Genomic DNA, 25,690 nt, shown 5'->3' with positions numbered 1-25,690 from the left:
ATTGATGAATGTTTCTGGTTTAAACACACCGAGTAAAGATAATGAATGATTTTTCAGCGTCCGGGGTACAGACGGAAGAAAATAACAGCCTGGTCAAAAAGACACTGCAGTGGCTGACGGTTATTTTCCTGATTTACATGTTGGTTATGGCCGTAGGCATGATCGGCAGCGGTTTCAAAGGCGCGACAAAAGGTCAGGTTGGGGATCTTTTTGCCTTCGCCACCAACCCCTTTATGGGTCTGATTGTCGGCGTCATCGCCACCGCCATGGTGCAATCCTCCTCTACGGTGACCTCAATCATCGTCGGTCTCGTCGCGGGCGGCCTGCCGGTTGAAATGGCGGTGCCCATGATCATGGGCGCCAACATCGGCACCACCATCACCAATACCATCGTCAGCCTTGGCCATATCGGGCGCAACAAAGAATTCCGCCGGGCGTTTGCCGCCGCCACCGTGCATGACTTCTTCAATCTGATGGCGGTCGCCATCTTCCTGCCCATTGAAATTATTTTTCACCCCTTGCAAAAAGCGGCCGGTTTTCTCGCCGAGCATTTTGTCGGTGGAGAAAATATGAGTGTTAAAGGTCTGAATTTCATCAAACCGATTACCAAACCGGTCATCGCAGAATTCAAAAATCTGGCCCATATGATTTCAGAGCAGGGCACCTACATCATTCTGGTGATCTTCGGCATCACCATTATTTTCTGCGCCATCGTATTTATCGGCAAATTGTTGAAAAAACTGATGGTTGGCCGGGCAAAGGAAATCATGCATGCTTCCATTGGCCGTGGCCCCCTGACCAGTATCTTTTCCGGTTCGGTCGTGACCATTCTGGTTCAATCCTCTTCGACCACCACAAGTTTGATGGTGCCGCTTGCCGGTAACGGGGTCTTCAAACTGAAACAGATTTATCCTTTTACCCTCGGGGCCAATATCGGCACCACCATCACAGCCCTTCTGGCGGCAACGGCGATTTCCGGCCCGACCGCCATTCTGGCCCTGCAGATTGCCCTGGTGCATCTGATTTACAACTCTGCCGCTGTCATCCTGATTTATGGCATCAAGAACCTGCGCAAGATACCGATCCGCGGCGCCATGTGGCTTGCCAGGGTCGCGGCCAAGCGCAAAATCATTGCGCTGATCTATATGGTTGGCGTATTCTTTGTTACCCCCGGCCTTATGGTCTTTCTATATCAATTTTTTGCATAAGGACACCATGATGGAACATGAGGATTTTTCCGGCCTGTCAAAAGGCAAATTGAAGAGCCTGATCAAGGAAACCGAAGAGGTTCTGGTCCTGCTCAAGGAAGAACTGCAAAAGCGCAAGCTTGATAAACAGCATGAGGAAATTGATCATCTTGAGGATCACCTGAAAGAGGCCGAACCTCATCTGTCGACGATAAAAGCCTTCATTCAGAAAATTATAGAAGACAGCAAAAAGACGTAACCCCGCCGCCCGTTTCCGGACGGACGTGGTGCTTTCTATTTATGATTTTTCGGCGGACGGCGCAACCAGCGTCTCCGCCTTTTTCTCATCCGATACGATATGAATATCCCGCTGCGGATAAGGGAATTCAACACCATGCTCGTTGAATTTCTTCCAGATGAGATAATTGACATCACTGGCCACATTGCTGACGCCGTTTTTGGCATCCCGGATCCACATGCGCAGTTCCAGATCAATGGAGCTGTCGCCAAATCCGCGCAACTGAACCCGCGGCGCCGGATCATCCAGCACCCGCGGCACTTCTTCCGCCGCCTCCACCATCAATTTCATGGCCAGGTCCACATCGCTTTTGTAGGAAATTCCCACCTGCAAATGACGCCGCACCATGCGGTGGGAAAAGGTCCAGTTGACCACGGTCTGGGTGACCATATCCTCATTTGGAATAAGATGTTCCCGGCCATCGCGGGAAATCACCGACGTATAGCGCCCGGCCAGCTTGTTGATCCGGCCATAGGTGCCTGAAACTTCCACCACATCCCCCGGTTTGATAGATCGGTCCATCAGCAGGATCACCCCGCTGACGAAGTTGGACACCACTTTCTGCAGACCAAAACCAAGCCCGACACCGATCGCCCCGCCAAAGACAGCAAAGACTGTCAGGTCAATCCCGACACTGGACACCGCAAACAGAAAGGCCGCGGCAATCAGTACAATGCGGGCAATTTTCGACAGCAGAACCCGGGCGGACGGATTAACCCCCTGCACCTTGCCCAGCCAGCTTTCAAGAAAATTCGTACTGATCAGCGCCAGCCACACCAGAAATATCAGGGTCAATACACCCGTCAGAATGCCCAGCGCGCTGACTTCCCCCTGCCCGAGTGAAAAGGTCATCTGATCAAGAAATTCAATCAATGGCGTAAGCCAGCCGACTATGTTCAGCGCCGCCACACCCCAGGCAAAGGCCCGCACCAACCGGGCAATTTCCCGGTTATCAATCAGGCTGGTGGCCAGACGAATGACGATCCAGGCCCAGATCAGGCTTTCCGCAATATTGAATGCCGTGGTGGGGATTTCCTTCTGGTCCGCCACGGCCTTGACCAGCCCGATCATCACAGCCCACAACAGCAGGTCATAAAGGGGGGACAATTGGGGTTGCAGACGTCGATAAATTTCATACCGGCCGAGCCCCACAGGAAACATAAACCGCACCAGTCGTACGATTCCCCAACTGATGCCCCAGAGAAGAAGAATTATCCCCAACTGGACCAGGCTTTGATAGGACAAGAGGGTGACATCTATCCAGACCACCACGGCGGCCAGCCATGTCTCGGCTTTTGCAATTAATTCATTCATAAGAGAACCACGCCTGCGCTTGAAGTATTATGAATTATCCTTGTCCGGGAATGGTAGCTAAAAAAAACCGTAACAGCAAACAGATAAACCATTACCCTTTCACGGTCGGGAGGCTTAGCGGCGCGCCTGAAAGAACTTTTTCAACATCTGCGCCGCCGGCCTCGCCCCGATGCCACCGTAGATTTCCGGCTGATGGTGGCAGCTTGAGGCATGCAGGACCCGGGGACCATTTTCCACCCCCCCGCCTTTCGGGTCATCGGCGGCAAAATACAGACGCCGCAGACGGGCGAAGGAAATCAGCTGCGCACACATGGGGCAAGGCTCCAGCGTGACATAGAGATCACACCCCGGCAGCCGTTCACTTCCCAACGCCGCGCAGGCCGCGCGAATCGCCAGAAGTTCCGCATGCGCCGAAGGGTCCCGGTCCTCCATCACCCGGTTGGAGGCCACCGCAATCACCGCGCCGCTGTCGCCCGCAACAATCACCGCCCCCACGGGCACTTCGCCACGCAACGCGGCCTTTTCCGCCTCTTTCAGGGCTAATTCCATGTATTTATTCTTATGTCCGCTCATCACAAGGGCCGCTTTCCTTCTTTGCGCCCCCAGCATTATCACAGAATATCAGCAAAATGTTGATTTTTACAAAATTAGGCCTACATTGCCGGCATGACAGATGAAACGCAAAAGCCCGCTACGGCCGGCACAGAACCTCAGGATGCTCCCGCCAAAGGCGAACGCATCGCAAAAATGCTCGCCCGGGCCGGTGTCGGCTCACGCCGGGCCGTGGAACGGATGATTGAAGCCGGCATGGTCAAGCAGGGCGACCGGGTAATTGATACCCCCGCCACCCTGATCACCAGCGTCGAGGGAATCACCGTCGATGGCCAGAAAGTCAATCCGCCGGAACCCACCAAAATCTGGCTGTACCACAAGCCGGCCGGTCGGGTGACCACCTATTTCGACCCCGATGGCCGCCCGACTGTATTTGAAGCCCTGCCGGCCAATATGCCGCGGGTCCTGTCCGTCGGCCGCCTTGATCTGAATACGGAAGGCCTGCTGCTGCTGACCAATGACGGGGAATTGTCCCGTTGGCTGGAACTGCCGTCCACAGGCTGGTTGCGGACCTACAAGGTGCGCTGTCACGGTTATTTCGATCGCGACCGGCTGGCGGAAATCCGCCGGGGCCTGACCATCGACGATGTCAAATATCGCGGCGTCAAGATCGACATTAATGAAAGCCGGGAAAAATCCAATCTGTGGCTGACCATCGCCATTCGCGAAGGCAAAAACCGGGAAGTGCGCAAGCTGCTCGAATATATCGGCTTGCAGGTGACGCGCCTGATCCGGCTGTCATACGGCCCGTTTGAACTGAAAGAAATGGCCCGGGGCACAATTCTGGAGGTGCCGACCAAGGACACCCACCTGCATTGCGCCGAATACTTCAAGGACAAAGGCATCGAAGCTCCCGGCGGCGTTACAGCCGAAAAACCCAGTTCGCGGCCAGCCAAAGAACGCCAGGGCTGGGCCAAGGCGAAACCCAAAACCAATAACCGGCGCGCCAACAAAAAACGTACAGACCCGAAACGTTTCGAAGAAGATCTGCCGAAAAAGGTCCGGGGCAACCGGCCTTCGACACCCCCGCGCGGCAAGTCCCCCGCCACCGCCCGCGCTAAAACACCGCGGCCCTCGGGGAAAAAATGAGAATTATCAGCGGACAATATCGTGGGCGGAAATTGCTTTCGCCATCTAACCAGGATATCCGTCCGACTTCGGATCGCATGCGAGAGACCATGTTCAACATCCTCTCCCATGCCCCCATTTCGCTGACAGGCGCCAATGTGCTTGACGTTTTTGCCGGCACCGGCGCGCTCGGCCTCGAAGCCCTGTCACGCGGGGCCGCCCATGTCACTTTTTTCGACAAGCACCGCCCCTCTCTTGATCTGGTGAAAAGAAATATCGCCCTGTTGCAAGCTGAAAAAAAGACACGTATAAAGTGCGTTTCTGCCCCCATACTGCCGCGTCCGACGGCACAGTTCAATTTCATATTTCTCGACCCGCCATACAACTTAAACGTGATAAATGAGACTATAATCTCTTTGAAAAAATCTGGCTACATGGCTAAAGATTGCCTTGTTATCGCAGAGTATGCTGCCGCCAACCCCATAGAATTCCCTGATTTTCTTAAAGTTTCAACGGAAAAAACCTATGGAGAAGCCCACTTCTCCTTTCTGGAAGTAATATCTTAACACGTGTTTTTCTATATTTTACCTTCCCTTTTCTCTCTGCATTTGATATATCTATAATAAACACACGTTATAGTTGATTTTTATATAAGGCAGAAATATAAAGGAAAGGTCACATGTCCCAGGAAGACGATATCGCGAGCGCCATGGCGTATGTCACAGATGTAAAATTTGAATATGCCGCCATGATCAATACCCTGTATTATTTATGTGAAGAGGCCGACAGCATTGGATTGCCGGACGTCAGCCTGCATCTGAAAATTGCCATTGATGAACTGAAGGCCCAGGGCCCGCGTGATGCATCCCAGGACGACGAGGAAATCACAAGTATATGGCCGTCAGCGCCGACCGAATAACCGTTCGATATCGCCGAGCTTCAGTTCCACATAAGTGGGCCGTCCGTGATTACATTGACCGGAATGCGGGGTTTGTTCCATTTCCCGTAACAAAGCGTTCATTTCCGCAACAGTCAGCCGCCGGCCGGCCCGCACACTGCCGTGACAGGCCATGGTCGAACAAACCTCTTCCATGCGTTCCTTTAATGACAACGCCTGATCCAGTTCAACCAGTTCATCGGCAAGGTCCCGCACCAATCCCTTGATATCTGTATCGCCGAGCAAGGCCGGTGCTTCCCGCACCACTACCGCGCCATCCCCGAAAGGCTCTATACAAAGCCCGAGTTCCTGCAACTCTTGCGCCCGGGGCAACAGGCGATCTACCGCGTCCTGTTCCAATTCCACCACTTCCGGGATCAACAGCACCTGCCGCGGCACCTGATTGTCCAGAAGATATCCCTTCATGCGTTCATAGACCAAACGTTCATGGGCCGCATGCTGATCAACAATCACAATGCCGTCCTTCACCTGCGACACCACATAGGTTTCATGCAGCTGCCCCCGCGCCGCCCCCAGGGGATAGTTCACCAGATCGACGGCAGCCGGAGCTTGCGCCACGGGATCGTCTATTTCCACCCGCCCCTGTGGCGGGGCGAAATGATCACCAAAGGGCATTTGCCCGTGATCAGAAAGGCCGGGTGAAGACAATGGTTTCTGAAACGCCTGCCCGTGCGCCCGTGTCTCGTAGGATGGTGTTGATGGTCGATAAGAACCGCCGTACCGCCCCCCCTGGTAAGAAGAAGACGCATCCGCAGCCGCGCCGCCGGATTGAAACGACCCCAGCGCCGACTGGGCGACGGTGGTGGCGGCGCGATGCCCCGCTTCCGCCAGCGCCCGTTTCAGGGATCCGACAATCAGGCCGCGCACATGGCCACTATCGCGAAAGCGGACTTCGGCCTTGGCCGGATGCACATTGACATCAACCATCGCGGTCGGCACTTCAAGAAACAGCGCCAGCACCGGATGGCGATTGCGGGCGAGATAATCCATATAGGCCCCGCGCACCGCACCGATCAACAACTTGTCCTTAACCGGGCGGCCATTGACAAACAGAAACTGATGTTGGGCATTGCCCCGGTTATAGGTTGGCAGGCCGGCATAGCCGCCGAGCTTGATATTTTCGCGCTCCACCTCAATCGCCAGGGCATTGTCGCCAAATTCCGTCCCCAGCACCGCCGTCAGGCGCCGCAGCCGGGCGTCAAGCAGCTCCCCCTGGGCCGCAGAGACACGGAATGCCCGCCGCTCACCATCCTGCAGAGAAAAACCCACATCCGGGTGCGCCATGGCCAGCCGCTTGATCACGTCCAGCGCATAATTAAATTCGGTTCGTTCCGCCTTGAGAAACTTCAGCCGCGCCGGGGTGGCGTAAAACAGATCCCGAACCTCGATACGGGTGCCCTGGCTTTGCGCCGCCGGCTGCACGGCCTGTTTGGCCCCGCCGTCGATCTGCATTTTCCAGGCCTCTTCACTGCCCGCCGCCCGGCTGGTCAGGGAAAAACGACTGACCGAGGCGATCGATGGCAGGGCTTCCCCGCGAAACCCCATGGTTTTGATGTCGGTCAGATCATCCTCGCGCAGTTTCGAGGTGGCATGACGTTCCACCGCCAGTTCTATTTCCGCCCGCGACATGCCACAGCCGTTGTCTGTCACCGAAATCAGCTCCCGTCCGCCCGCGACCATCACCACGTCAATCTGGCTGGCCCCGGCGTCGATGGCATTTTCCACCAGTTCCTTCACGGCGCTGGCCGGTCGTTCAATGACCTCCCCGGCGGCGATTTGATTGATGGTATTTTCCGATAAAAGACGAATTTTCAAGGCTCATATTCTCCCGCGCTTATGTTGTCACAAGATTACCTTATTTCGATCACCCTGTGAACAAAATCCCCTGAAATAATATGACTTGAGAATAAGGATACTGAGGAGCTGATATTCAGCCTCCATTCAGGGGAAAAGGGCTAAAATCTGGCCCAGGGTTATAGCACAAGAGGGAAACATCATGAGACTGATCAACGGACTTATATTTGGCGCTGGATTAGGGCTGATAACAGCGAGCGCAAGTGGTCTGGCCCAACAATACGCCATTCCGGTCTTTATGGCCGGCGCCATCGTCATCCTTGGCGACATCGCTTTGATGCTCAGCCAGAAAAAGCAACGCCACTAAAGCACGTCACGAGACCCGCAAACAACCCTAAACAACTCTGGCCCTGCTTCCCGATGGAAGAGGGCCAGTGCATTTTCTGAACACAAGGCAGTTGCCGTTACCGGCCCTCCGCCTTTATGCGCCATTCTCTCCGAACAGCGCCCGTTTTGCAATCTCCTGCGGGGTAAATGCACCACGCACTTCACTGTCATCCCCTGGCGGACGCAGATGGTAATCAGGCGGCACCACAAGAGGCGGGTTTTTCAACACGCTGAATTCATCAGGACTTCCCACGCCGGAACATGCGGTCAGTACAAAGCCCAACCCCATGATTACGGCGATTTTTGCCAGTTTATTCTGCACTCATTTTTCCTTTTCTTGCATTCTGATTCTTAACGCGGATCAGATGTCTTTTCTTCAGATCGATCTTTTTTCGTGTCAGGACCAAAGAAACTGTCCCATAGTAATAACGCAGCCCCGACAGATATACAACTGTCCGCCACATTAAAGATGGCGAATGACCAGTCCCCTACATGGAACTGCAGGAAATCAATCACATAACCAAACAGCGCCCGGTCATAAATATTGCCCAGCGCGCCCCCGATCACCAGAGCAAGCGCCACCACCAGAAGCCGGGTTTGCGCCGATTTCAACCACACGCTCAACCCGATCACGATCAACAACGTCACCCCGACCAGCATCCAGCGCCCGAGATCTCCATCGGCCGTGAACATGCTAAAGCTCACCCCGCGGTTCTCGGCCCATTGTAAGTTAAAAATGGGCAGAATTTGGACCATCTGTATTTTCGGCAATTCCAGTATATCCGTGATCCACCACTTGCTCAGACGGTCAAGCACAAAAGCCAACGCCACAATGGTCAATCCCAATTGAAACCTGGTAAGGCCTTTCATATTATTGCGCTTCCGTAACGGCTTCGGCACAACGGGGACAGATATCATCATGGCCTGTCACATGCCCCACCGTCGGTAGAATCTGCCAGCAGCGTTCACATTTGGCGCCTTCCGCCAGACTGCTGGTCACCGCGATATCGCCGATGTCCTCAAGCCGGAACGCCCCTTCGGGGGCTGCTTCAACGGTAATTTCCGCCTGGGAAGTAATCGCCAGCTCGGCCAGATCCACATCCTGCAATGCTTCAACGTAAGACGCATCCGCGACATACACCCGCACCTGGCTCTGCAGTGAGGCCCCGATGCGTTTTTCACGCCGTTCCACTTCCAGGGCCCCGGTAACAACCCGACGTAAACGACGGACTTTTTCCCATTTGGCGGCCAGCGCATCATTGCGCCAGTCAGCCGGAACCTCGTGGAAACCCTTCAGATGCACACTGTCATTTTCATCGGGGAAACGCGATTGCCAGATTTCCTCGGCGGTAAAGACCAGGATTGGCGCCAGCATTTTGGTCAGCACATAGAATATCTGATCCAGCACTGTCCGCGTCGCCCGACGGCGGATGCTTGATGCGCCGTCGCAATAGAGACAATCCTTGCGGATATCGAAATAGAAGGCGCTGAGATCCACGGTGCAGAAATTATACAGCGCCGTATAGATCCGGTTGAAGTTGAAGTCGGCAATGCCCTGACGGTTCAGTTTGTCGAGTTCATACAGCCGGTGCAGCATTAACTGATCCAGTTCCGGCATGTCAGCAACATCAAGCTTCTCGGTCTCACTGAAGTCATTCAGGTTGCCGAGCATAAAACGCAGGGTGTTGCGGAGCTTGCGGTAGGCTTCCACCTGACCCTGGATGATGTTATTGCCGATGCGATGGTCGTTCAGATAGTCGGTCGAGGTCACCCACAGGCGCAGGATATCCGCGCCATACTGGTCGACGATCTTTTGCGGCTCAATGCCATTGCCCAGCGACTTGGACATTTTGCGGCCCTTGTCGTCCAGGGTAAATCCGTGGGTCACGACATTCTTGTAGGGCGCATGGCCCCGGGTGCCGCAGGATTCGAGCAGCGAAGACTGGAACCAGCCGCGATGCTGATCGGTGCCTTCAATATAAAGATCCGCCGGCGACTGCAGGTCGTCACGGTTTTCCAGCACGAAAGCGTGGGTCGAGCCACTGTCGAACCAGACATCGAGAATATCCTCGATACGCTCATAATCATCCGCTTGATAGGCGTCGCCAAGAAAATCCTCGGCCGGACGGCTATACCAGGCGTCCGCGCCATCCTGTTCAACGGCGGCGGCGATACGGTCATTCACCGCTTCGTCTTTCAGCAGGTCGCCGCTTTCCTTATGGACAAAAACCGTGATCGGCACGCCCCAGGCCCGTTGCCGCGACAACAGCCAGTCGGGACGATCCGCGACCATGGCGGTGATGCGGTTCTTGGCGCTTGCCGGTACCCAGCGCACCTTGTCAATTTCAGCCACCGCCTTGTCGCGCAGGCCGTTTTCTTCCATGGAAATAAACCATTGCGGCGTGTTGCGGTAGATCAGCGGCGCTTTCGAGCGCCAGCTGTGCGGGTAGCTGTGCACCAGCGTGTCGCGGGCCATCAGGGCCCCGGCCTCGCTCAGCTCGTCACAGACATGATCATGCACTTTGTAGACATGTTCCCCGGCGAACAGCGGCACCGTGTCATGATAGACCCCGGCGGCGTCCACCGTGAAGGGGGCGGGCAGACCGGCCGCCGTGCCCACTTCGAAATCTTCCTGACCGTGACTTGGCGCGATATGGACATAGCCCGTCCCGGCCTCGGTGGTCACATGATAGCCTTCGATCACCAGCACGTCATAATCATAGCCCTTGGCGTAAAAAGGGTGATGGCAGATGGTGCCTTCAAGATCAGAGCCTTTGAAGCGGGCGAGTTCAGTCACAGCCGTAATACCGGCGCGTTCCATAAAGGCCCCGCGCAAAATATCACAGGTCGAAATCTTCGCGCCCACGGCGACGCGCGCGCCATCGGTGACGGCGGTCACTTCGAACAACTGATAGTCAACATCCTTGCCGTAGGCGATGCCGCGGTTGGCCGGAATGGTCCAGGGTGTGGTGGTCCAGATGACGATCTTGCCGCCTACCAGCGCTTCAACCGGAGAGGAGATCACTTCAAATCCCACATCGATCATGTGAGAGGTATGATCCTGATATTCGATTTCCGCTTCCGCCAGCGCCGTTTTTTCCACCGGCGACCACATGATCGGCTTGGACCCGCGATAGAGGCTGCCGTTCATCAGGAATTTCTGCAGTTCGCGCACGATCTGCGCCTCACTGTCGAAATTCATGGTCAGATAGGGCTTGTCCCAGTCACCGAAAATCCCCAGGCGTTTAAATTCAACTTTTTGAACCTCAACCCATTTGGCGGCGAAATTACGACATTCCTGACGAAATTCGATCGGATCGATATCGTCCTTCTTGATCTTTTTCTTCTGATACTGCTTTTCAATCATCCACTCAATCGGCAGACCGTGACAGTCCCAGCCCGGCACATACGGCGCGTCCTTGCCGGACATTTGCTGCGCCCGGACGATAATGTCCTTCAGGGTCTTGTTCATGGCATGACCAATATGGATATTGCCGTTGGCGTAAGGCGGGCCGTCATGCAGGATAAACTTATCCGGATTATCCTTCCCCTTCTCACGAAGCGTTTGATAAATATCCATCTTTTCCCACTTGGCGAGCCATTTGGGTTCCTGCTTGGGCAGGCTGCCTTTCATGGGAAAGTCGGTCTTGGGCAGAAAAAGTGTCGATCGATAATCTGTGGTCATTTGAATACTTACAATTTGCGGATATAAAAATGCTACTTTGTAGCAAGGAGATGCTGGCATTGTCGAGCTTTTTGTCTAGAATCCGGGCGAGAGACCCTGTTTTTAGACCGAGAACAGAAACTCACTCCTCTGAAAGATGATCTTTCAGGGTCGGGGCCGGAATATAGGCTGATTGATTCTCCGGTCGGGCCAGAATTTCCCGGGCCGTATCACAGTCCCTGGCGATCTGGTTTTTCAGGGTTTCCAGACCGTCAAATTTCATTTCCGGCCGAATATGCCCCACGAATTCCACCTGGATCGGCAGTTCATAAATATTATGATCAAAATTAAAAATATGGGCTTCCAGGGTCAGGTCGTCTTTTTCAAAGGTCGGGCGGCGTCCCACATTAGCAACCCCGTCCCACGTCCCTTTTGCCGGACCACTGGGGATAGTCACCCGCACGGCATAGACCCCGAGTTTAGGTTTGATATAACCTTCCATTGACAGGTTGGCGGTGGGAAAATTGATTGTGCGTCCCCGTTGGTCGCCCTTCTGCACGTGTCCTTCCACATGCCACCAATGACCCAGACGATCTGCGCTGCCGCGCACGTCACCAGCCCGAAGCGCCGTACGAATATTGGTCGACGAATAAATATGATCGCCTTCCATAATCTTTTCGACCACCGTGACGCCGAACTGTTCCATCTGCCCCATCTGTCGCAGCACGTCGGCACTGCCGCCGCGGCCGGCGCCAAACCGGTAATCATAGCCGACAAAGACATGATAGGCGTCAAGTCCGTCCCGCAACACATCCAGCACAAAATCCTGGGCTTTCATCTGTGACAATTTCTGGTCAAAGGGCAAAACGAATAAAGTATCGACACCGAATTGTTCCATCAGATGCGCCTTGGTGCGAAATGAGGTCAGACGAAATTCTTCCTGATCAGGATTGAAGAAATACCGCGGATGGGGCTCGACCACCAGAACAGACAAGGTGGTGTTCATTTCCCGCGCCAATCGTCCCGCCCGACCGACCACAGTCTGATGGCCCTTGTGAAAGCCATCGAAATTCCCCAACACAACAACACTGCCCTTCGCCGCATCGGGCAGGTGTTCATAATGCCTGAAAATCTTCATGGTCACTGGTTTTTCCTTCAATCGGGTCATCAACTCGTCCAGGTTATACGGTTTTTGGGCTCGGCACCATCAGCAGGGCTTCCCCGGTCAGAACAACTGTATCACCGACCTTGCATTCGCAGGACAGCGTGACCCGCTTGCGTTTTTCATTCAGTTCCGTCACCGTGACGGTGGTATCCACCATATCATTAATTTTCACCGGCGCCCTGAATTTCAGACTCTGGGACAAGTAAATGGTCCCGGGTCCCGGAAATGTTGTGCCGAAAATAGCGGAAATATAGCCTGCCGAGATCATACCATGGGCGATCCGTTCGCCAAAAACCGACTCTGCCGCATAGGCCGCGTCCAGGTGAATGGGGTTGACGTCCCCCGTAACTTCGGAGAATTTAATAATATCTTCTTCCGTCACCCGGTTATGGGTCACACAGGACTGGCCCAGACCCAGTTCCTCAAAGCAGGCTTCTTTCACATCCGACATACAACACCCTTCAATTTACCTTGATAAATTCACTTCTGATCTTGGGTAAAGCCCTCGCTGCGATAAAGCAAATAAAAAAACCACATCATGGTCAGGTCATTAACCTTTTTTTTAAAGGATTGGGATAGCTTCAAATAGTTGCAAGGAAAACGTGGTTAACCCCACCTTGCCGAAAACAATGTATTTTAGTTATGTAAACGGAAAAATTATGGCTGTAGATAAAGCAATGCCCGTCCTGATCGTGGACGATTATAAAACAATGTTGCGGATTATTCGGAATCTGTTGAAACAACTCGGTTTCAACAACGTAGATGAAGCCAGTGACGGCGCCGAAGCCTTGAATAAAATGCGGTCTAAAAATTACGGCATCATTATTTCTGACTGGAATATGGAACCCATGACCGGTTATGAGTTGCTCAAAGAAGTCCGCGCTGACGAAATGCTGAAAAAGACACCTTTCATCATGGTCACGGCGGAGTCCAAAACCGACAATGTGATCGCGGCCAAAAAAGCTGGCGTGAATAATTATATTGTGAAGCCTTTCAACGCGGCAACCCTGAAGCAGAAGCTGTCCAGCGTACTTGGAGAATTCTAATGGGTCACGGGCTTTTACCGGAGCATATCGGTCCCCTGGTGGACCGCCTGCGCAATGGCGACCATCATTCGGTCTCCCTGCCTGATGTCGCGGCGCTGACAGAGATTTTGATGCGATCCCTTGAAAGCTATTTCAAGTCGATCGACCTGACCATATATCAGGAATGTCAGTCTCTCGCCGACTATATGGATGATGCTCGTCAGGAAATTGCCTCTCTGTCGCCAGAACATAGTGACTCCGCAAAAATCCCCCGGGCCGGACTGGAACTCGAAGCGATCGTCGAACAAACCGAGAGCGCGACAAATTCCATCATGGAGTCCGCAGAGCGCATCATGGAAGCTGACCCCAGCGACATGGACGCCTATACCGGAACCATCAATGATGCCGTTATGCAGATCTTTGAAGCCTGTTCGTTCCAGGACATCACAGGCCAGAGAATCAGCAAGGTGGTCAGCACACTTGAACATGTGGAAGACCGCGTCGCCAAACTGATCAATATTCTCGGGGTTATCGAAGGCGACAAGGCCAAACCCGCTGATGAGAGATCAGAGGATGAAGCCCTGCTCAATGGTCCCGCCCTGGAAGGGGAAGGCATTGACCAGAGTGAAATCGACAGCTTGCTGAACGGTACGCAGGACGACGATAGCTCTTCGGAAAGCCCCGAAGAAGCCCCCGTTGCCGAGGAAGCTCCAGAAACCGCTGCGGAGAGCGCCCCAGAGGACGTCGTTGAAGACGCCCCTGCTGCCCCCACAGCGGACCAGGAAGACGTCACAGAAAATTCCAGTGCGGATGACATCGACTTTATGTTTGATGGCGCCCCCGCGGACACAGACGAGCCGGCGGTTTCTGAACTGGAACCGGAAAGTCCTGTCGCGGCTTCCCCGGAAGAAGTGCAACCTGAAACCAAAGCTGCTGATGAACCGGAACCGCCAGAAGAAAAAGAACTTAATCTCATCGAGCAGGCGAAGAAACGCAAAGCCGAGGCCCGGGCCGCTGACAAGTCAAAGGCCAAACTGCCAAAGCCCGTCGAATATGAAGAAGACGCCGCCGCCGGACTCAGCCCGAAAGCGGAAGAGAAAACCACCCAGTCAGATATCGACGCATTGTTTTCCTAAAACAAACCATCCGTTCCTACTGACAAAATCCGAAAAGCCGCCGACCTTCTGGTCAGCGGCTTTTTCTATTCTGGCGTAGGGGCCTTTTAAAGGTCCAGACGGGTATCACTACTCAGCCGCGGTTCCCCAAACAGAAAGCCCTGACCGTAATCGATTCCGAAATCAAGTATCTCGACAATCGATTGGTCGGTTTCGATCTTCTCGACAATCAGATCCAGATCATAGCGGGCGAAGGATTCTTTAAGGTCGTCCGGATGGATATCAAGATTCTGTTCCAGAATCATCGCCACATCCACCTTCACATAGCGGAAATACCGTGACCCCAGATCCGCCAGATCAACATTCATGTCCATCACCTGATCCATGGAGAATCGGAAGCCCCGGCGGCCCAGATTGGCCAGGCTGCGCCGAACGCCAGAAGATTGTCGCAAGACATCCTTCTGAGCGAATTCAAACACCAACCGATCCGACAATTCGCTGTTTTCCATCATAAAGTCAACGAACTGCGGGAAAAATTCCTTATCATTCAGCGATATGGAGGAGATATTGCAGAAAAACCGCAGGTCCGGACGACGCGGCCCCAGACGACGGATAACCTGAATACAGCGGAACAGCAAAAGATTGTCCAGCGTGCCGACAAGCCCGCTGTCTTCGGCCAGGCGCAGATATTGCGATGGAAAGATAACATTATCCTCATCGTCCCGCACCCGGCTATAGGATTCATAATGCACCACCCGGCGGGACGGCAGGGCGACGATCGGCTGCAGATACAGATCAACCCGGTTTCCTTCCAACGCATGATGCATGATATTCAGGACTTCGCCGTCGCTCCGTTCCAGCTCTTGCAGATCTGGCTGAAAGATCTTCTTGCCGGACTGTTTCGCCCCTTCGAGAGCATGCGCCTGATCCACCCGGTGCTCCAGGGATTTACCAGATTTTTCGATCACCTGGTTCAACAGCGTCTGCAGGACATGCATTTCGGAAATGATCTCTTTGTCTTTTTCATTCCCGGCTTTATAGACCTGTTCGCGCAACGCTTCCTGTTCGCGTTTGTTTTCCTCCAGGCGATCAATCGTCACCTGATAATCCTGATGAAGCGCAAGCAGCCGGTTAACGGTATCTGTTTTGCCAAATTTCCAGATATACATGCAATGCAGCTGCACCCCGATGAGAAAAACCACACTCGCGGCTATCAGTCCTTCTGTCGTATCAAGTGAAACGAAAATCCGCGGCAGCACAAAACCTACAAGCGTTGCGATGAGAGCATAGGTCGTCGAAATCATGATATGTGCAAGTAATGTCATAAACTATCCCGAAGGCTGTTGTCGAAAAGCCAGCCTTTATGTCCTCAATAGAATTTATCTCATTCCAAGATTTTAGCCTACGATAGAATAGTCTGAAATAACACACAAGACTTCTCAGAACTTATCCCGATAAAAAAAAGCAGGGCGGCCACTTGACCGCCCTGCTTTTTATATGTTTTCAGTAGCCTTCTCAAGGACCTGGCTTAGCCGAGGAATTCCTTGATCTGGTCCAGACGACGCTGCTCTTTCGCCAGAGCGCGTATCCAGCGTCGGGCTTCTTTCCGAGTACGCTTGTCCTTGGCGGCGACTTCAAAAGCCTCGCGCGCCTTGTCCAGCTGACCCAGATTGAAGTAACACATCGCCTGATAGACAGCAGCCTTGTCCGGGCGTTTCAATCCGCCTTTTTTCAAGGCGAGACCAAGATATTTGGCTGCATTCTCATACTCGTCAAGCTGCATATAAACCTGACCAAGTTTGCGATACAACTCGCCATCCTCGGACATTTCAGCAGCTTTTTTCAGCGGCGCGAGAGCAGGACGCATGTCCTGGGCGTTGATCCGGGCCTGAGCAAGATTTTCATAGTTCTTCTCAGTCTCTTCGATCATGCCATCTTTCAGCCCCTTATCCAGAACCACGGACGCCCAGTAAGGGGTTTCGTGGTAAAGATAAAGCTGGGACATATTGACCAGTTCGCTGCTCTTTTGCAAGAACCCCTGACGATAAGCCGTTTCATATGTTGCCAATTGCTTCTTTTCAAGCGCTAGACGTTTTTTCTCATCTTTCTCGTCAGAAGCCATCTCGCCATACATGCCGGCAAGCTGAAGCCAATATTCTTTCTTCGGCCATTTATTGACCAGAATTTCCAGAATATCGACAACTTTCTGATAGTCCTGCATTTCGAAATACATCACCCGAAGCAACAGATACCAGTTCTCTTTCGGTTCTTTCTCTGCATCTTCGTAGAGCTGAATCGCCTGAAGAATATATGGTATACCCTTCTTGAAATTGCGGACGGCTTCCGCCTTCGAAACACCTTCAATCGTACCAAGAGAGTAATAGGCCTGCCCCAAAAGCACCAGAGGCTGGGCGGTCGGGTTGGGCTGATACTCCATCCAGCGGTTCATCATCTCGATGGACTTTTTATAGTCCTCCTGAATGAAGTACAACTGGGCCATGGTGTAAACTGTCGTATCTTCCATGGCGGCAGGCAGGTTTTCCTGGCGCAAAACATTTTCATAAGCCTTCAAAGCGTTAGGATAATCTTCCTGACTGTAGTAAAGAAAGCCTTTGAAATTGTAATATTGCGCCCGTTCGTAAGAATTGAGCTTGTCAACCTTCGACCCCAGGTCTTCCTCAAGAATTTGCAGGGCAGCCGGATAGTTTTCCACATCAGCCTGCTCTTGAGCCTTACCCAGAACTTTATAGATTTTTTCACTCAGGGCCGGAGTCCTGCGTGTTTTCCGGTCTTCAAATTTCCGGTCTTCCTTGTCGGTCGCGGCATAAGCCTGCCCCGCGCCCCCGGTCAATGCCGGGGACAGGGAGGCCAATGTCATTACACCACAAAGAGCCGTAGCTGACACGAGGGTCTTGGTAAGTTTAGTCATCGTTATCATGCTCATACTCCTCTAGTCCTCAGCCATTTCAAAGGTGATTTTATGCAAAACACCTGCGACGTCAATGGGTTCACCATCGACAACTTTTGGCTTGTATTTAAATTTCAACGCCGCCTTGATGGCATTGCGGTTAAATACAGAGTTTGTGCTCTCGACGACTTTGGCATCAACAACCGTTCCCAGTTTTGTCACCGTAAATTCCACGATAACATAACCGGACAGACCGCGTTCCTGAGCGCGACGCGGATAAACCGGAGCCACTTTCACGATGGGCAGATAGTCGCCATCGCTGGCGGCGAAACCGCCGCCCCCTGAAACATTCACTTCCGCGGTAACGGGTGCCATGCCAATTTCTATACCGGTATTCACATTGTCAATATTGGTATCCATATCCATTTCTGGAGTCTCCGGGGGGGTATCAGCCTCCTCGGGCTTATCGGGTTTGCGGATCTTCTGCTCAATTTCCTGAGCTTGCCGCACTTCGCCAATCTCGACCTTTTGACCTTCAATCTTTTCCTTTTTCGCATTACTGTCCAGGGCAATAAGATATTGCATGCCCCAGAAAAGGGAGAAGGTGATCAGGATCGCGAATATGGTTGCGAGTGAATAGCGTGCGATCATCTAATTCTCTTTCGTCGCTACCACATAGTCACTGACATTGGCCATACGGACCGCGTCAACCACTTCCATGACGACACCAGCCTTGGCGTCAACATCTGCCTGGATGACGACAGAACCTTCGGGGTTTTCTGCCCGCAGACGTTCCACATTGGCCCGTACCGCCCGCACGTCAACCCGACGTTTCTCCATCCAGACTTCGTTTTTCTCGCTTACCGCGATCATGATATTCGCCTTATCCGCTTTCACAGCTGTGGAAGCATCCGGGCGGTTGATATCGATACCGGCTTCCTTCAGGAAGGAGGCGGTAACGATGAAGAAGATGAGCATGATAAACACGATGTCTAGCATCGGTGTCATATCAATTTCAGCATCATCACTTTGTTTTGCAGCGTGTTTACGCATATCTACTCTCTCAATGATCTTTTGTTAAATGGTCTTCGAGCAATTCAGCTTCCTTGTTCATCCGGCCTTCCAAGTAGGAAGACGCGAACACGCCGGAAAGGGCCCCAACCATTCCGGCCATCGTCGGAATAGTGGCTTTAGAAACGCCGGCCGCCATGGCCTTAACGTTACTACTGCCCAGAATTGCCATAACATCGAAAACCTCAATCATACCCCATACGGTTCCAAGAAGTCCCATCAGTGGCGAAATCGCCACCAATGTCTTAATCAATGACAGATTACTTCTTAGATCCATGGTCACCTGACTGATCATGGCTTCACGAATTTGGGTGGCGTACCAGGAGGTGCGCTCAGAGCGCGCCTCCCAGCTTGCCATTACCTCATTCACTTGTTTACGGTGTCCGGTTCTGAAGTACATCATACGTTCGAACACCAAAGCCCAAAGCAGAAAGATGATGATGAATATCGCGGTGAGAACAGGTCCCCCCTTCTCCATAAAATCCCGCACATTTTCAAATGCATCTATCAGCTCATACATGATCAGGCTCCTTTTTGACCCTGTTCCGCGTGGACGGCGATGATACCAGCACTCTGCTCTTCAAGAGTATGAATGATGTCTTTGCTCCATCCTGCTACGATTGAGTGCAGGAAGATGGTTGGCAAGGCAACAACAATACCCAGAACAGTGGTAACAAGCGCCTGTGAGATACCACCGGCCATCAGCTTCGGATCACCCGTACCAAACAGTGTCATAGACTGGAAGGTATTGATCATACCGGTCACCGTACCAAGCAGACCCATAAGAGGGGCAACCGCGGCGATCACTTTGATCATGGTCAGGAAGCGTTCAAGAGATGGTGTTTCTTTCAGGATGGCTTCATCCAGTTTCAACTCCAGTGTTTCCACATCAACAGATTTATTGTTGTCATAAACACTCAGAACACGACCCAGCGGGTTATTCTCGTTCACCTCATCACTGCGGATTTGCGCTTTCACTTTTCCGCGTGTGACAAGCAATGTCAGACCGGAAACGATGATCAGCAGCAGGCTGAGAGGACCAAGGCCATAGATAATAATATAACCGATGATACCACCTTGATCAATACGCTCGAGGATGCTTGGATCCTGAATCAACAGACCGAGGATGGTACCACGAGAGACGTCAAGTGCGAATGGTGCGATACCGGAATCTGCCGCCTGCAAACCAGCTGCCGTTTCAAGGAAACGATCTTTTGGTTGACGAGGAAGTTCAGCAATATTTTGGTATTTAGCACGCCATTCCAGATATTTACCACCGGAAATCAGGTTAAATGTCCCAACACGGACAACTTCTTTGTTCTCAATTTCACCGCTTGGATACTGAACATCGGCGTTGAATTTCACAACCTTGCCGGATTCAGTCATTTCACGTTGAACTTCAAACCACAGACCGGCGATTTCATCGATGGTCGGCAGTTCAGAACTGGAAGCTTTCGCAATCAGATCATTCAGGTATTTTTCACGACCAGGGAACTGGGCGGAAATAATGGACCCGTTGAAAACGGCTTTCGCATCACCGGAAACCTGCTGCAGAACACCGAACAGCTCTTTCAGAGCGCCGAGTTCATGAGACAGTTCTTCTTCCAGTTTTGAGATTTTGTCTTCATTGGCTTTAAATTCCGCTTCCAGACGATCAGAGCGACGCTCTTCCTGTTTCTGGGTGTTGCGGGCATTGGCCAACAGAGTTGCCTGTTGCGATTTTTGCTCGACGAACTCACGTTCGCGACGCTTGTTTTCCTGATTTTGCTGGTAAGCGCCCTGTTTGACAAGCTCAAGAAGCTCATCCAGGTTTTTCGCTTCTGGTGCAGCAGATTGCGCGAATGCCGTTGAGCCGAATCCGGCCATAGCAACAGCAATGATTACACTAACTAATTTTCTCATTTTGCTGTCTCCATCGTAGCAGGCTTCGGTGCTGTAATGGGCAATCTCAGGAGCGTATCAGCAGCAGCTTCTTTTTTCGCAACCGACAATGCCTTACGGATTGGTTTCAGGTAAGAATCGTCCAGTTCCATCCACTGGTCGTTTTCTCTATCCCACATACCGGACCGTTTACCGTCACGGGTTTGATACACCAGCGCCACACGACCGATGTGAAGCATGTCCACTTCCAGTTCGTTGCCGCCAACATTGACTTTTTGTGTGTAAGCCTGAACCGCACGACCGTATTCACTTTCGATCTGATACAGTTCAAATACGCTCCGGAATTTTTCGGATGCGTCGATATTCGGATTGTCCATCAGCTCGCGCAGACGTTCAATACCGGCAATACGTTCAGCTTTTTTAATCGGCAGATCATGCTCGATAAACTCATCCAAAGCATCGACCATTTTCATCATCAATGGAGTAATCTGACGCTTGATTTCAGTCACGCCTTTAATGGATTTGGACAATTTGCCCATTTCAACATTCTGAAGGTCAATCTGACGCTGAAGCTGTGCGTTATAAATACGCAGACCTTCAATCGTTCTCAAGACACCTCTGTACTGACCGATAAGTTTATCAGTCTGATCAACGGTCTTGTTGATTTTTTCCTGTGATTGTTGTGCGACCTGATTGGCTTTCACTCCGACTTCCAGAATGTCTTCCAAATCAGTGGCACCCGCGCTACCTGCACCCATTACAAGGGCACCCGCAGCAACGGCGGAAAGAACGACAGTTCTAACTCGATGCTTAATCATTATTCTTCCTACAGCTTTTTTTGAGTTGTTAAGTTTGCGCCATTTAAAATGGCCGTTAATGAATAGAAAAATAGCTTTAAAATTTTAAGATGAGCATAGCTTAAAGCCATAAAGAAAAACTTCTTTAAACTTAAACTAATTTTGACCATCAAGCTACTCCCCTATGAGTACATTAACATTTCAAATTTCGTGAGCCAGACACAGCACCCTCGATCTCAGTCGAGGATTATTATATTTTGCGCCTGTCAGCCTCACTATCCCATCCGGCCATATCCCACATTCTTCTTATAAGATAGAACCCGGACAGCTGGACTGATGGAACACTATCCTAGTTTCTGTGTAATTTACAAGGGCTCCCTGACCTCAAATAAAAAAAAACTTTCCATTGACACGAATTTCAATTTTTAGTGCGTAATAAAATAACATTACACACCCTTAAAAAAGTTACGTGATTACTGTGGCTTAGAGAATGAGCAAGAGAAATGAGTAACTTTTGAAAAGCAAAATATTTAAGAAGAAAAATATTCTTCTACAAAAACGAATTTCACAGAAATTATATGGTGCTTACCGAATCTTGCATGAAATATATAGCGCTACCGGAATGAGTCGCGGAACAATTACAGATAAAGAAGACAAAACCATGTCCATTTCCCCCCTGAAATGCAAAAGAGCAGATTTGACATCATCTCTCGGTAGAATGATGTCAAATCTGCTCTTTATAATAGACGCCAATGTGGTCGCCGGACCGCCCTGCAAGGACGGCTTCTGGTTCTTCACAACCCGTGAAAAACGATCAGATAATCCGGACGCTTAATGTGGACGGACAGAATCCACCGCCTTGAGGACATCGTCCCATTTATTGGCGATGCAGGTCTGACGGGCGGCCGTCATACCAAACCGTTTGACCAGCTGAAAAGCCAGTTCTTTTTTATATTCGAAATTATGCGAAGAATCGGCATCGGGATTCACTGTATTCGTATGGGCCATTTTTTTGTCTCCTTACGGTAGCTCTGCTATCCCTTAATGGCATACACCAGGACCAGAAGCTTTGCGTCTCGCCGTTACCGACGGTTTGCGATTGTCACAGAATAATCTATACTCGGATTATCACTACTGGACCTCATTATACGAAAAACCTGTAAAAACCTCGTAAAGATTAACATAAAAATTTATGAATATTGTTTCCATCCCCCTCTAAGGGGCGCTTTCCCTTGCGATCCGGTCTACTTCTTCCCACACGCGCAACAGATTTCCGCCCCAGATCTTGGCGATATCCGCCTCTGAATACCCTCTGGACAGCAATTCCCGGGTCACCGACAGGCTTTCCGACGCATCATCCCAGCCGGTGATTCCCCCGCCGCCGTCAAAATCGGAACTGATGCCGACATGATCAATACCAATCAGTTTCACGGCATAATCAATCTGGTCAACAAATTCCGCCACGGTCGCGATCGGATATTTCCGGTCCAGGGCGGCGTGTTCCGTTTTCCAGGCTGGGGTCAGTTCTATTTTCTCATAATCATTCGCCGCCCAGCCATTCTCCGCAGCGATTTTCTTCATCAATGCTTCTTCCGCCTGGTTTCGGGCGGGATCCGCCTTGACAAAACCGGTATAGGCGACCAACTGCATCACACCGCCCCGCGCCGCCAGCAGTTTCATCTGCTCGTCGGTCAAGTTGCGCGGATGGTCAGCCAATGCCCGCACTCCCGAATGCGACGCAATCGCCGGCGCCCGGGACAGATTCACGGCCTGCACCATACAATCCTGGGAAACATGGGAAATATCGACCATCATGCCGACCCGGTTCATTTCCCCGATAACCTGCTTGCCAAAATCGCTCACCCCGCCATGTTCGGCGGCCACATCACCAAAATCTTCTTTCGGCTGGGCGCTGTCACAAATATCGTTATGGCCATTGTGGGCCAGGGTCATATAACGCGCGCCACGGTTATAATAGTCTTCCACCAGATCAAGGTCCGTACCGATGACATAGCCGTTTTCAATGCCGATCACCGCCACTTTACGGCCAGAATCGATGATATCCCGCACCTCTTGCGGGCTGAAAGCCAGGCCAATGCGGTCAGGATACAGTTCGCCCGTCATCCGGTGAATGGCGTCAAACTTGCGCAGGGCCAAGGTTTTTGCCGCCGCATAATTTTCCGGTGTCCGCTTGGTTTGTCCCACATAAACAATAAAAAAGGCCCCGTCCAATCCCCCGGCGACCATTTTCGGCAGATCAACCTTCATGCTGGTCAGATGTCCCGGATCAAACGCGGGCTTATAAGTATAGTCAGATGAAATATCAACATGGCTGTCCAGTGTGATCACCCGGTCATGAATTTCCATGACATCCGATACCGATACTTCTTCAGTGTCCGCTTCACAGGCCGTCAATCCGGCAAGAACCAAAGCAGAAACCATCAACGTGTTAAATTTAAACTGTATCCCACAAGCCATGAGTTGCTTTCCCTGTTAAATATTATATTTTTCTGATATGAAAATACAAGGAAAGCTTATCCTGTCACGACGGGTTGATCAAGCACTCTGCTGATCGGGGAATCTTTTACCGACAAAATATTGTAAAACCCTAGACCCCTCTGTAAAAGTTGATATATATCAATGTTTATAAAACAGCGATGGCTTACTTGTTCAAATATATAGAACACATTGCTCAATATCTTAAATATTACAGACGGGTTAGCCCGAATGTAGACGCGAAAAATGTTTAACATTTAAAGTGCAGGTTAAAAAAATGACAGCCCCCAGCTCTTCCCTGACTGCAAGTCTCCCCCCCACCGTCAATAGCCTCGCCAAAGGGCTTTCCGCCCTGGGTCTTGGTATTGCCGCTCTTTTGTCCCTGATCATCGCGGCCAAGACAACCTCGACCCCCATGGCCATTCACGCCTATATCATGATCGTCTGCTTCGTGCTTGGCATTGTCGCAGTCCTCAATCTCGGGTTCAATACGGGCGGACGCGTAGCAGCGGAAAAATCACCTAGCGGCGTATATTATAATGACTCGGTCATCAAGGCCGGCGTCATTGCCGCCGCCTTCTGGGGTGTGGCCGGCTTTCTCGCCGGGGACATCATCGCCTGGCAGCTGGCCTTTCCGGCCCTCAATTTCGATCTGCCGTGGCTCAATTTCGGACGTTTGCGGCCGCTGCATACCTCGGCTGTGATTTTCGCCTTTGGCGGCAACGTGTTGATCGCTACTTCCTTTTATGTGGTTCAACGCACCAGCAAAGCCCGCCTCGCCGGTGAAATTGCGCCGTGGTTTATTTTCTGGGGCTATCAGCTTTTCATCGTTCTGGCGGCCACCGGCTATCTGCTCGGCATTACCCAGGGCAAGGAATATGCCGAACCTGAGTGGTATGTGGACATCTGGCTGACCATCGTCTGGGTGGTCTATCTTCTGGTTTTCCTCGGCACCCTGTGGCGGCGCAAGGAACCCCACATTTATGTGGCCAACTGGTTCTATCTCGCCTTTATCGTCACCGTCGCCATGCTGCATCTGGTCAACAACCTCGGCATGCCGATTTCCTTTGTCGAACCGCGCAGTTATTCCCTGTTTTCCGGTGTACAGAGCGCCCTGACACAATGGTGGTACGGCCATAACGCCGTTGGCTTCTTCCTTACCGCCGGTTTCCTCGGCATCATGTATTATTTCGTCCCCAAGCGGGCGGAGCGTCCGGTTTATTCTTACCGTCTGTCGATCGTGCATTTCTGGTCCCTGATTTTCCTGTACATCTGGGCCGGGCCGCATCATCTGCATTACACAGCCCTGCCGGACTGGGCCCAGACATTGGGCATGACCTTCTCCATCATCCTGTGGATGCCATCCTGGGGCGGCATGATCAACGGTCTGATGACCCTGAGCGGCGCCTGGGACAAACTGCGCACTGATCCGGTTCTTAAGATGCTGGTGGTTTCCGTCGCCTTCTACGGCATGAGCACCTTCGAAGGCCCCCTGATGTCGATCAAGGCGGTCAACGGCCTGAGCCACTATACCGACTGGACCATTGGCCATGTGCATTCCGGTGCTCTTGGCTGGGTGGCTTATGTCAGTTTCGGTGCCCTCTATTGCATGTTCCCCTGGTTGTGGAAACGCAAGGGCCTTTATTCCCTGAAACTGGTGAATATGCATTTCTGGATTTCCACCGTCGGCATCGTGCTTTACATCTGCGCCATGTGGGTATCCGGTATCATGCAGGGCCTGATGTGGCGCGCCTATGACAGCCTTGGCTTTCTGGAATATTCCTTCGTCGAAACCGTCGAAGCCATGCATCCCTACTATATCATCCGCGCCACAGGCGGTCTGTTGTTCGTAATCGGCAGCCTGATCATGGTTTATAATCTGTGGAAAACAGCCCAGGGTGCAGGAGACGCCGTCTCTGAAGCCCAGGCCGTCCCCGCAGAATAAGAAGA

At 52.0% G+C, this 25,690-nt stretch carries 27 protein-coding genes and 1 riboswitch; of the genes, 10 read left to right on the top strand and 17 right to left on the bottom strand.

Annotated features, from left to right (window positions below; all coding sequences use genetic code 11):
* Nucleotides 1-41 precede the first annotated feature (41 nt).
* Both FIV45_RS01370 and FIV45_RS01365 read left to right on the top strand, forming a co-directional pair.
* On the top strand, nucleotides 42-1,208 hold the full coding sequence (locus FIV45_RS01370) for a Na/Pi symporter (protein ID WP_099472638.1): 1,167 nt from the start codon (nucleotides 42-44) through the stop codon (nucleotides 1,206-1,208).
* A gap of 10 nt (nucleotides 1,209-1,218) precedes the next feature.
* Nucleotides 1,219-1,446, top strand: coding sequence for a hypothetical protein (locus tag FIV45_RS01365; RefSeq protein WP_099472641.1), 228 nt, complete (start codon nucleotides 1,219-1,221; stop codon nucleotides 1,444-1,446).
* Nucleotides 1,447-1,485: 39 nt separating this feature from the next.
* Here FIV45_RS01365 and FIV45_RS01360 read toward each other — a convergent pair whose 3' ends face one another.
* The gene (locus FIV45_RS01360; protein ID WP_099472644.1) at nucleotides 1,486-2,799 is read right to left on the bottom strand and encodes a mechanosensitive ion channel family protein; all 1,314 of its coding nucleotides are present in this window, start codon (nucleotides 2,797-2,799) and stop codon (nucleotides 1,486-1,488) included.
* 114 nt (nucleotides 2,800-2,913) lie between these two features.
* Nucleotides 2,914-3,348 carry a nucleoside deaminase gene (locus FIV45_RS01355; protein WP_204602188.1) on the bottom strand — a complete coding sequence of 145 codons (435 nt, stop codon included), beginning with the start codon at nucleotides 3,346-3,348 and terminating at the stop codon, nucleotides 2,914-2,916.
* A 117-nt stretch (nucleotides 3,349-3,465) separates the two neighbouring features.
* On the opposite strand from FIV45_RS01355, the gene FIV45_RS01350 reads away from it, so the two are divergent.
* From FIV45_RS01350 to FIV45_RS01340, 3 genes are all read left to right on the top strand, one after another.
* Nucleotides 3,466-4,500, top strand: a complete 1,035-nt coding sequence (locus FIV45_RS01350; protein WP_099472651.1) for a pseudouridine synthase — start codon at nucleotides 3,466-3,468, stop codon at nucleotides 4,498-4,500.
* Nucleotides 4,497-5,045 carry a 16S rRNA (guanine(966)-N(2))-methyltransferase RsmD gene (rsmD, locus tag FIV45_RS01345; RefSeq protein WP_099472654.1) on the top strand — a complete coding sequence of 183 codons (549 nt, stop codon included), beginning with the start codon at nucleotides 4,497-4,499 and terminating at the stop codon, nucleotides 5,043-5,045. Before FIV45_RS01350 ends, rsmD begins: the two co-directional genes overlap by 4 nt.
* Nucleotides 5,046-5,158: 113 nt before the next feature.
* On the top strand, nucleotides 5,159-5,398 hold the full coding sequence (locus tag FIV45_RS01340) for a hypothetical protein (RefSeq protein ID WP_099472656.1): 240 nt from the start codon (nucleotides 5,159-5,161) through the stop codon (nucleotides 5,396-5,398).
* On the opposite strand, the gene mutL is transcribed toward FIV45_RS01340, so the two are convergent.
* Nucleotides 5,381-7,252 carry a DNA mismatch repair endonuclease MutL gene (gene mutL / locus FIV45_RS01335; protein ID WP_099472659.1) on the bottom strand — a complete coding sequence of 624 codons (1,872 nt, stop codon included), beginning with the start codon at nucleotides 7,250-7,252 and terminating at the stop codon, nucleotides 5,381-5,383. The genes FIV45_RS01340 and mutL overlap by 18 nt on opposite strands.
* Before the next feature lie 181 nt (nucleotides 7,253-7,433).
* Here mutL and FIV45_RS18380 point away from each other — a divergent pair, with 181 nt between their 5' ends.
* The gene (locus tag FIV45_RS18380) at nucleotides 7,434-7,598 is read left to right on the top strand and encodes a hypothetical protein (protein ID WP_165776997.1); all 165 of its coding nucleotides are present in this window, start codon (nucleotides 7,434-7,436) and stop codon (nucleotides 7,596-7,598) included.
* A gap of 114 nt (nucleotides 7,599-7,712) precedes the next feature.
* On the opposite strand, the gene FIV45_RS01330 is transcribed toward FIV45_RS18380, so the two are convergent.
* The 5 genes from FIV45_RS01330 to FIV45_RS01310 form a co-directional block, all read right to left on the bottom strand.
* Nucleotides 7,713-7,940, bottom strand: coding sequence for a DUF3035 domain-containing protein (locus tag FIV45_RS01330; RefSeq protein WP_099472662.1), 228 nt, complete (start codon nucleotides 7,938-7,940; stop codon nucleotides 7,713-7,715).
* A 29-nt stretch (nucleotides 7,941-7,969) separates the two neighbouring features.
* Nucleotides 7,970-8,488, bottom strand: a complete 519-nt coding sequence (gene lspA, locus FIV45_RS01325) for a signal peptidase II (RefSeq protein WP_165776998.1) — start codon at nucleotides 8,486-8,488, stop codon at nucleotides 7,970-7,972.
* Between the two features lies 1 nt (nucleotide 8,489).
* Nucleotides 8,490-11,303, bottom strand: a complete 2,814-nt coding sequence (gene ileS / locus FIV45_RS01320) for an isoleucine--tRNA ligase (protein WP_099472666.1) — start codon at nucleotides 11,301-11,303, stop codon at nucleotides 8,490-8,492.
* Nucleotides 11,304-11,424: 121 nt separating this feature from the next.
* Nucleotides 11,425-12,420, bottom strand: coding sequence for a bifunctional riboflavin kinase/FAD synthetase (locus FIV45_RS01315; RefSeq protein WP_099472804.1), 996 nt, complete (start codon nucleotides 12,418-12,420; stop codon nucleotides 11,425-11,427).
* 43 nt (nucleotides 12,421-12,463) lie between these two features.
* Complete coding sequence (locus FIV45_RS01310; RefSeq protein ID WP_099472669.1) at nucleotides 12,464-12,898, bottom strand: MaoC family dehydratase; 435 nt, start codon at nucleotides 12,896-12,898, stop codon at nucleotides 12,464-12,466.
* Between the two features lie 208 nt (nucleotides 12,899-13,106).
* Here FIV45_RS01310 and FIV45_RS01305 point away from each other — a divergent pair, with 208 nt between their 5' ends.
* Nucleotides 13,107-13,493, top strand: coding sequence for a response regulator (locus tag FIV45_RS01305; RefSeq protein ID WP_099472806.1), 387 nt, complete (start codon nucleotides 13,107-13,109; stop codon nucleotides 13,491-13,493).
* Nucleotides 13,493-14,608 carry a protein phosphatase CheZ gene (locus FIV45_RS01300; protein WP_099472674.1) on the top strand — a complete coding sequence of 372 codons (1,116 nt, stop codon included), beginning with the start codon at nucleotides 13,493-13,495 and terminating at the stop codon, nucleotides 14,606-14,608. The genes FIV45_RS01305 and FIV45_RS01300 overlap by 1 nt, the downstream gene beginning before the upstream one ends.
* A gap of 86 nt (nucleotides 14,609-14,694) precedes the next feature.
* On the opposite strand, the gene FIV45_RS01295 is transcribed toward FIV45_RS01300, so the two are convergent.
* The 7 genes from FIV45_RS01295 to FIV45_RS01265 form a co-directional block, all read right to left on the bottom strand.
* The gene (locus FIV45_RS01295; protein ID WP_099472678.1) at nucleotides 14,695-15,912 is read right to left on the bottom strand and encodes an EAL domain-containing protein; all 1,218 of its coding nucleotides are present in this window, start codon (nucleotides 15,910-15,912) and stop codon (nucleotides 14,695-14,697) included.
* Nucleotides 15,913-16,115: 203 nt separating this feature from the next.
* Complete coding sequence (locus FIV45_RS01290; protein WP_165776999.1) at nucleotides 16,116-17,525, bottom strand: tetratricopeptide repeat protein; 1,410 nt, start codon at nucleotides 17,523-17,525, stop codon at nucleotides 16,116-16,118.
* Between the two features lie 12 nt (nucleotides 17,526-17,537).
* Complete coding sequence (locus FIV45_RS01285) at nucleotides 17,538-18,146, bottom strand: energy transducer TonB (RefSeq protein WP_099472684.1); 609 nt, start codon at nucleotides 18,144-18,146, stop codon at nucleotides 17,538-17,540.
* Nucleotides 18,147-18,548 carry an ExbD/TolR family protein gene (locus FIV45_RS01280; protein WP_099472687.1) on the bottom strand — a complete coding sequence of 134 codons (402 nt, stop codon included), beginning with the start codon at nucleotides 18,546-18,548 and terminating at the stop codon, nucleotides 18,147-18,149. It abuts the gene before it with no gap.
* A 10-nt stretch (nucleotides 18,549-18,558) separates the two neighbouring features.
* Complete coding sequence (locus FIV45_RS01275) at nucleotides 18,559-19,086, bottom strand: MotA/TolQ/ExbB proton channel family protein (RefSeq protein WP_099472689.1); 528 nt, start codon at nucleotides 19,084-19,086, stop codon at nucleotides 18,559-18,561.
* A 2-nt stretch (nucleotides 19,087-19,088) separates the two neighbouring features.
* Entirely contained in the window at nucleotides 19,089-20,468 is a 1,380-nt protein-coding gene (locus FIV45_RS01270; protein ID WP_099472691.1) for a MotA/TolQ/ExbB proton channel family protein, read from the bottom strand.
* Complete coding sequence (locus tag FIV45_RS01265) at nucleotides 20,465-21,265, bottom strand: DUF3450 domain-containing protein (RefSeq protein ID WP_099472693.1); 801 nt, start codon at nucleotides 21,263-21,265, stop codon at nucleotides 20,465-20,467. Before FIV45_RS01265 ends, FIV45_RS01270 begins: the two co-directional genes overlap by 4 nt.
* Before the next feature lie 640 nt (nucleotides 21,266-21,905).
* Here FIV45_RS01265 and FIV45_RS18550 point away from each other — a divergent pair.
* The gene (locus FIV45_RS18550; protein ID WP_204844782.1) at nucleotides 21,906-22,079 is read left to right on the top strand and encodes a hypothetical protein; all 174 of its coding nucleotides are present in this window, start codon (nucleotides 21,906-21,908) and stop codon (nucleotides 22,077-22,079) included.
* Here the strand turns inward: FIV45_RS18550 and FIV45_RS18375 are convergent.
* Both FIV45_RS18375 and FIV45_RS01260 read right to left on the bottom strand, forming a co-directional pair.
* Complete coding sequence (locus tag FIV45_RS18375; protein ID WP_165777001.1) at nucleotides 22,076-22,252, bottom strand: hypothetical protein; 177 nt, start codon at nucleotides 22,250-22,252, stop codon at nucleotides 22,076-22,078. The genes FIV45_RS18550 and FIV45_RS18375 overlap by 4 nt on opposite strands.
* Before the next feature lie 13 nt (nucleotides 22,253-22,265).
* Nucleotides 22,266-22,352, bottom strand: a riboswitch (cyclic di-GMP riboswitch).
* Between the two features lie 107 nt (nucleotides 22,353-22,459).
* A complete protein-coding gene (locus tag FIV45_RS01260) occupies nucleotides 22,460-23,722 on the bottom strand; it encodes a dipeptidase (protein ID WP_099472697.1) in 1,263 nt (420 codons plus the stop codon).
* Between the two features lie 295 nt (nucleotides 23,723-24,017).
* On the opposite strand from FIV45_RS01260, the gene ccoN reads away from it, so the two are divergent.
* A complete protein-coding gene (gene ccoN / locus FIV45_RS01255) occupies nucleotides 24,018-25,685 on the top strand; it encodes a cytochrome-c oxidase, cbb3-type subunit I (RefSeq protein WP_099472699.1) in 1,668 nt (555 codons plus the stop codon).
* The last annotated feature ends 5 nt before the right edge of the window (nucleotides 25,686-25,690 follow it).

Source organism: Paremcibacter congregatus (genome assembly GCF_006385135.1).
Classification (GTDB): Bacteria; Pseudomonadota; Alphaproteobacteria; order Sphingomonadales; family Emcibacteraceae; genus Paremcibacter; species Paremcibacter congregatus.
The sequence above is the reverse complement of the archived record's forward strand: the minus strand, read 5'-3'. Positions and strand labels throughout refer to the sequence as shown.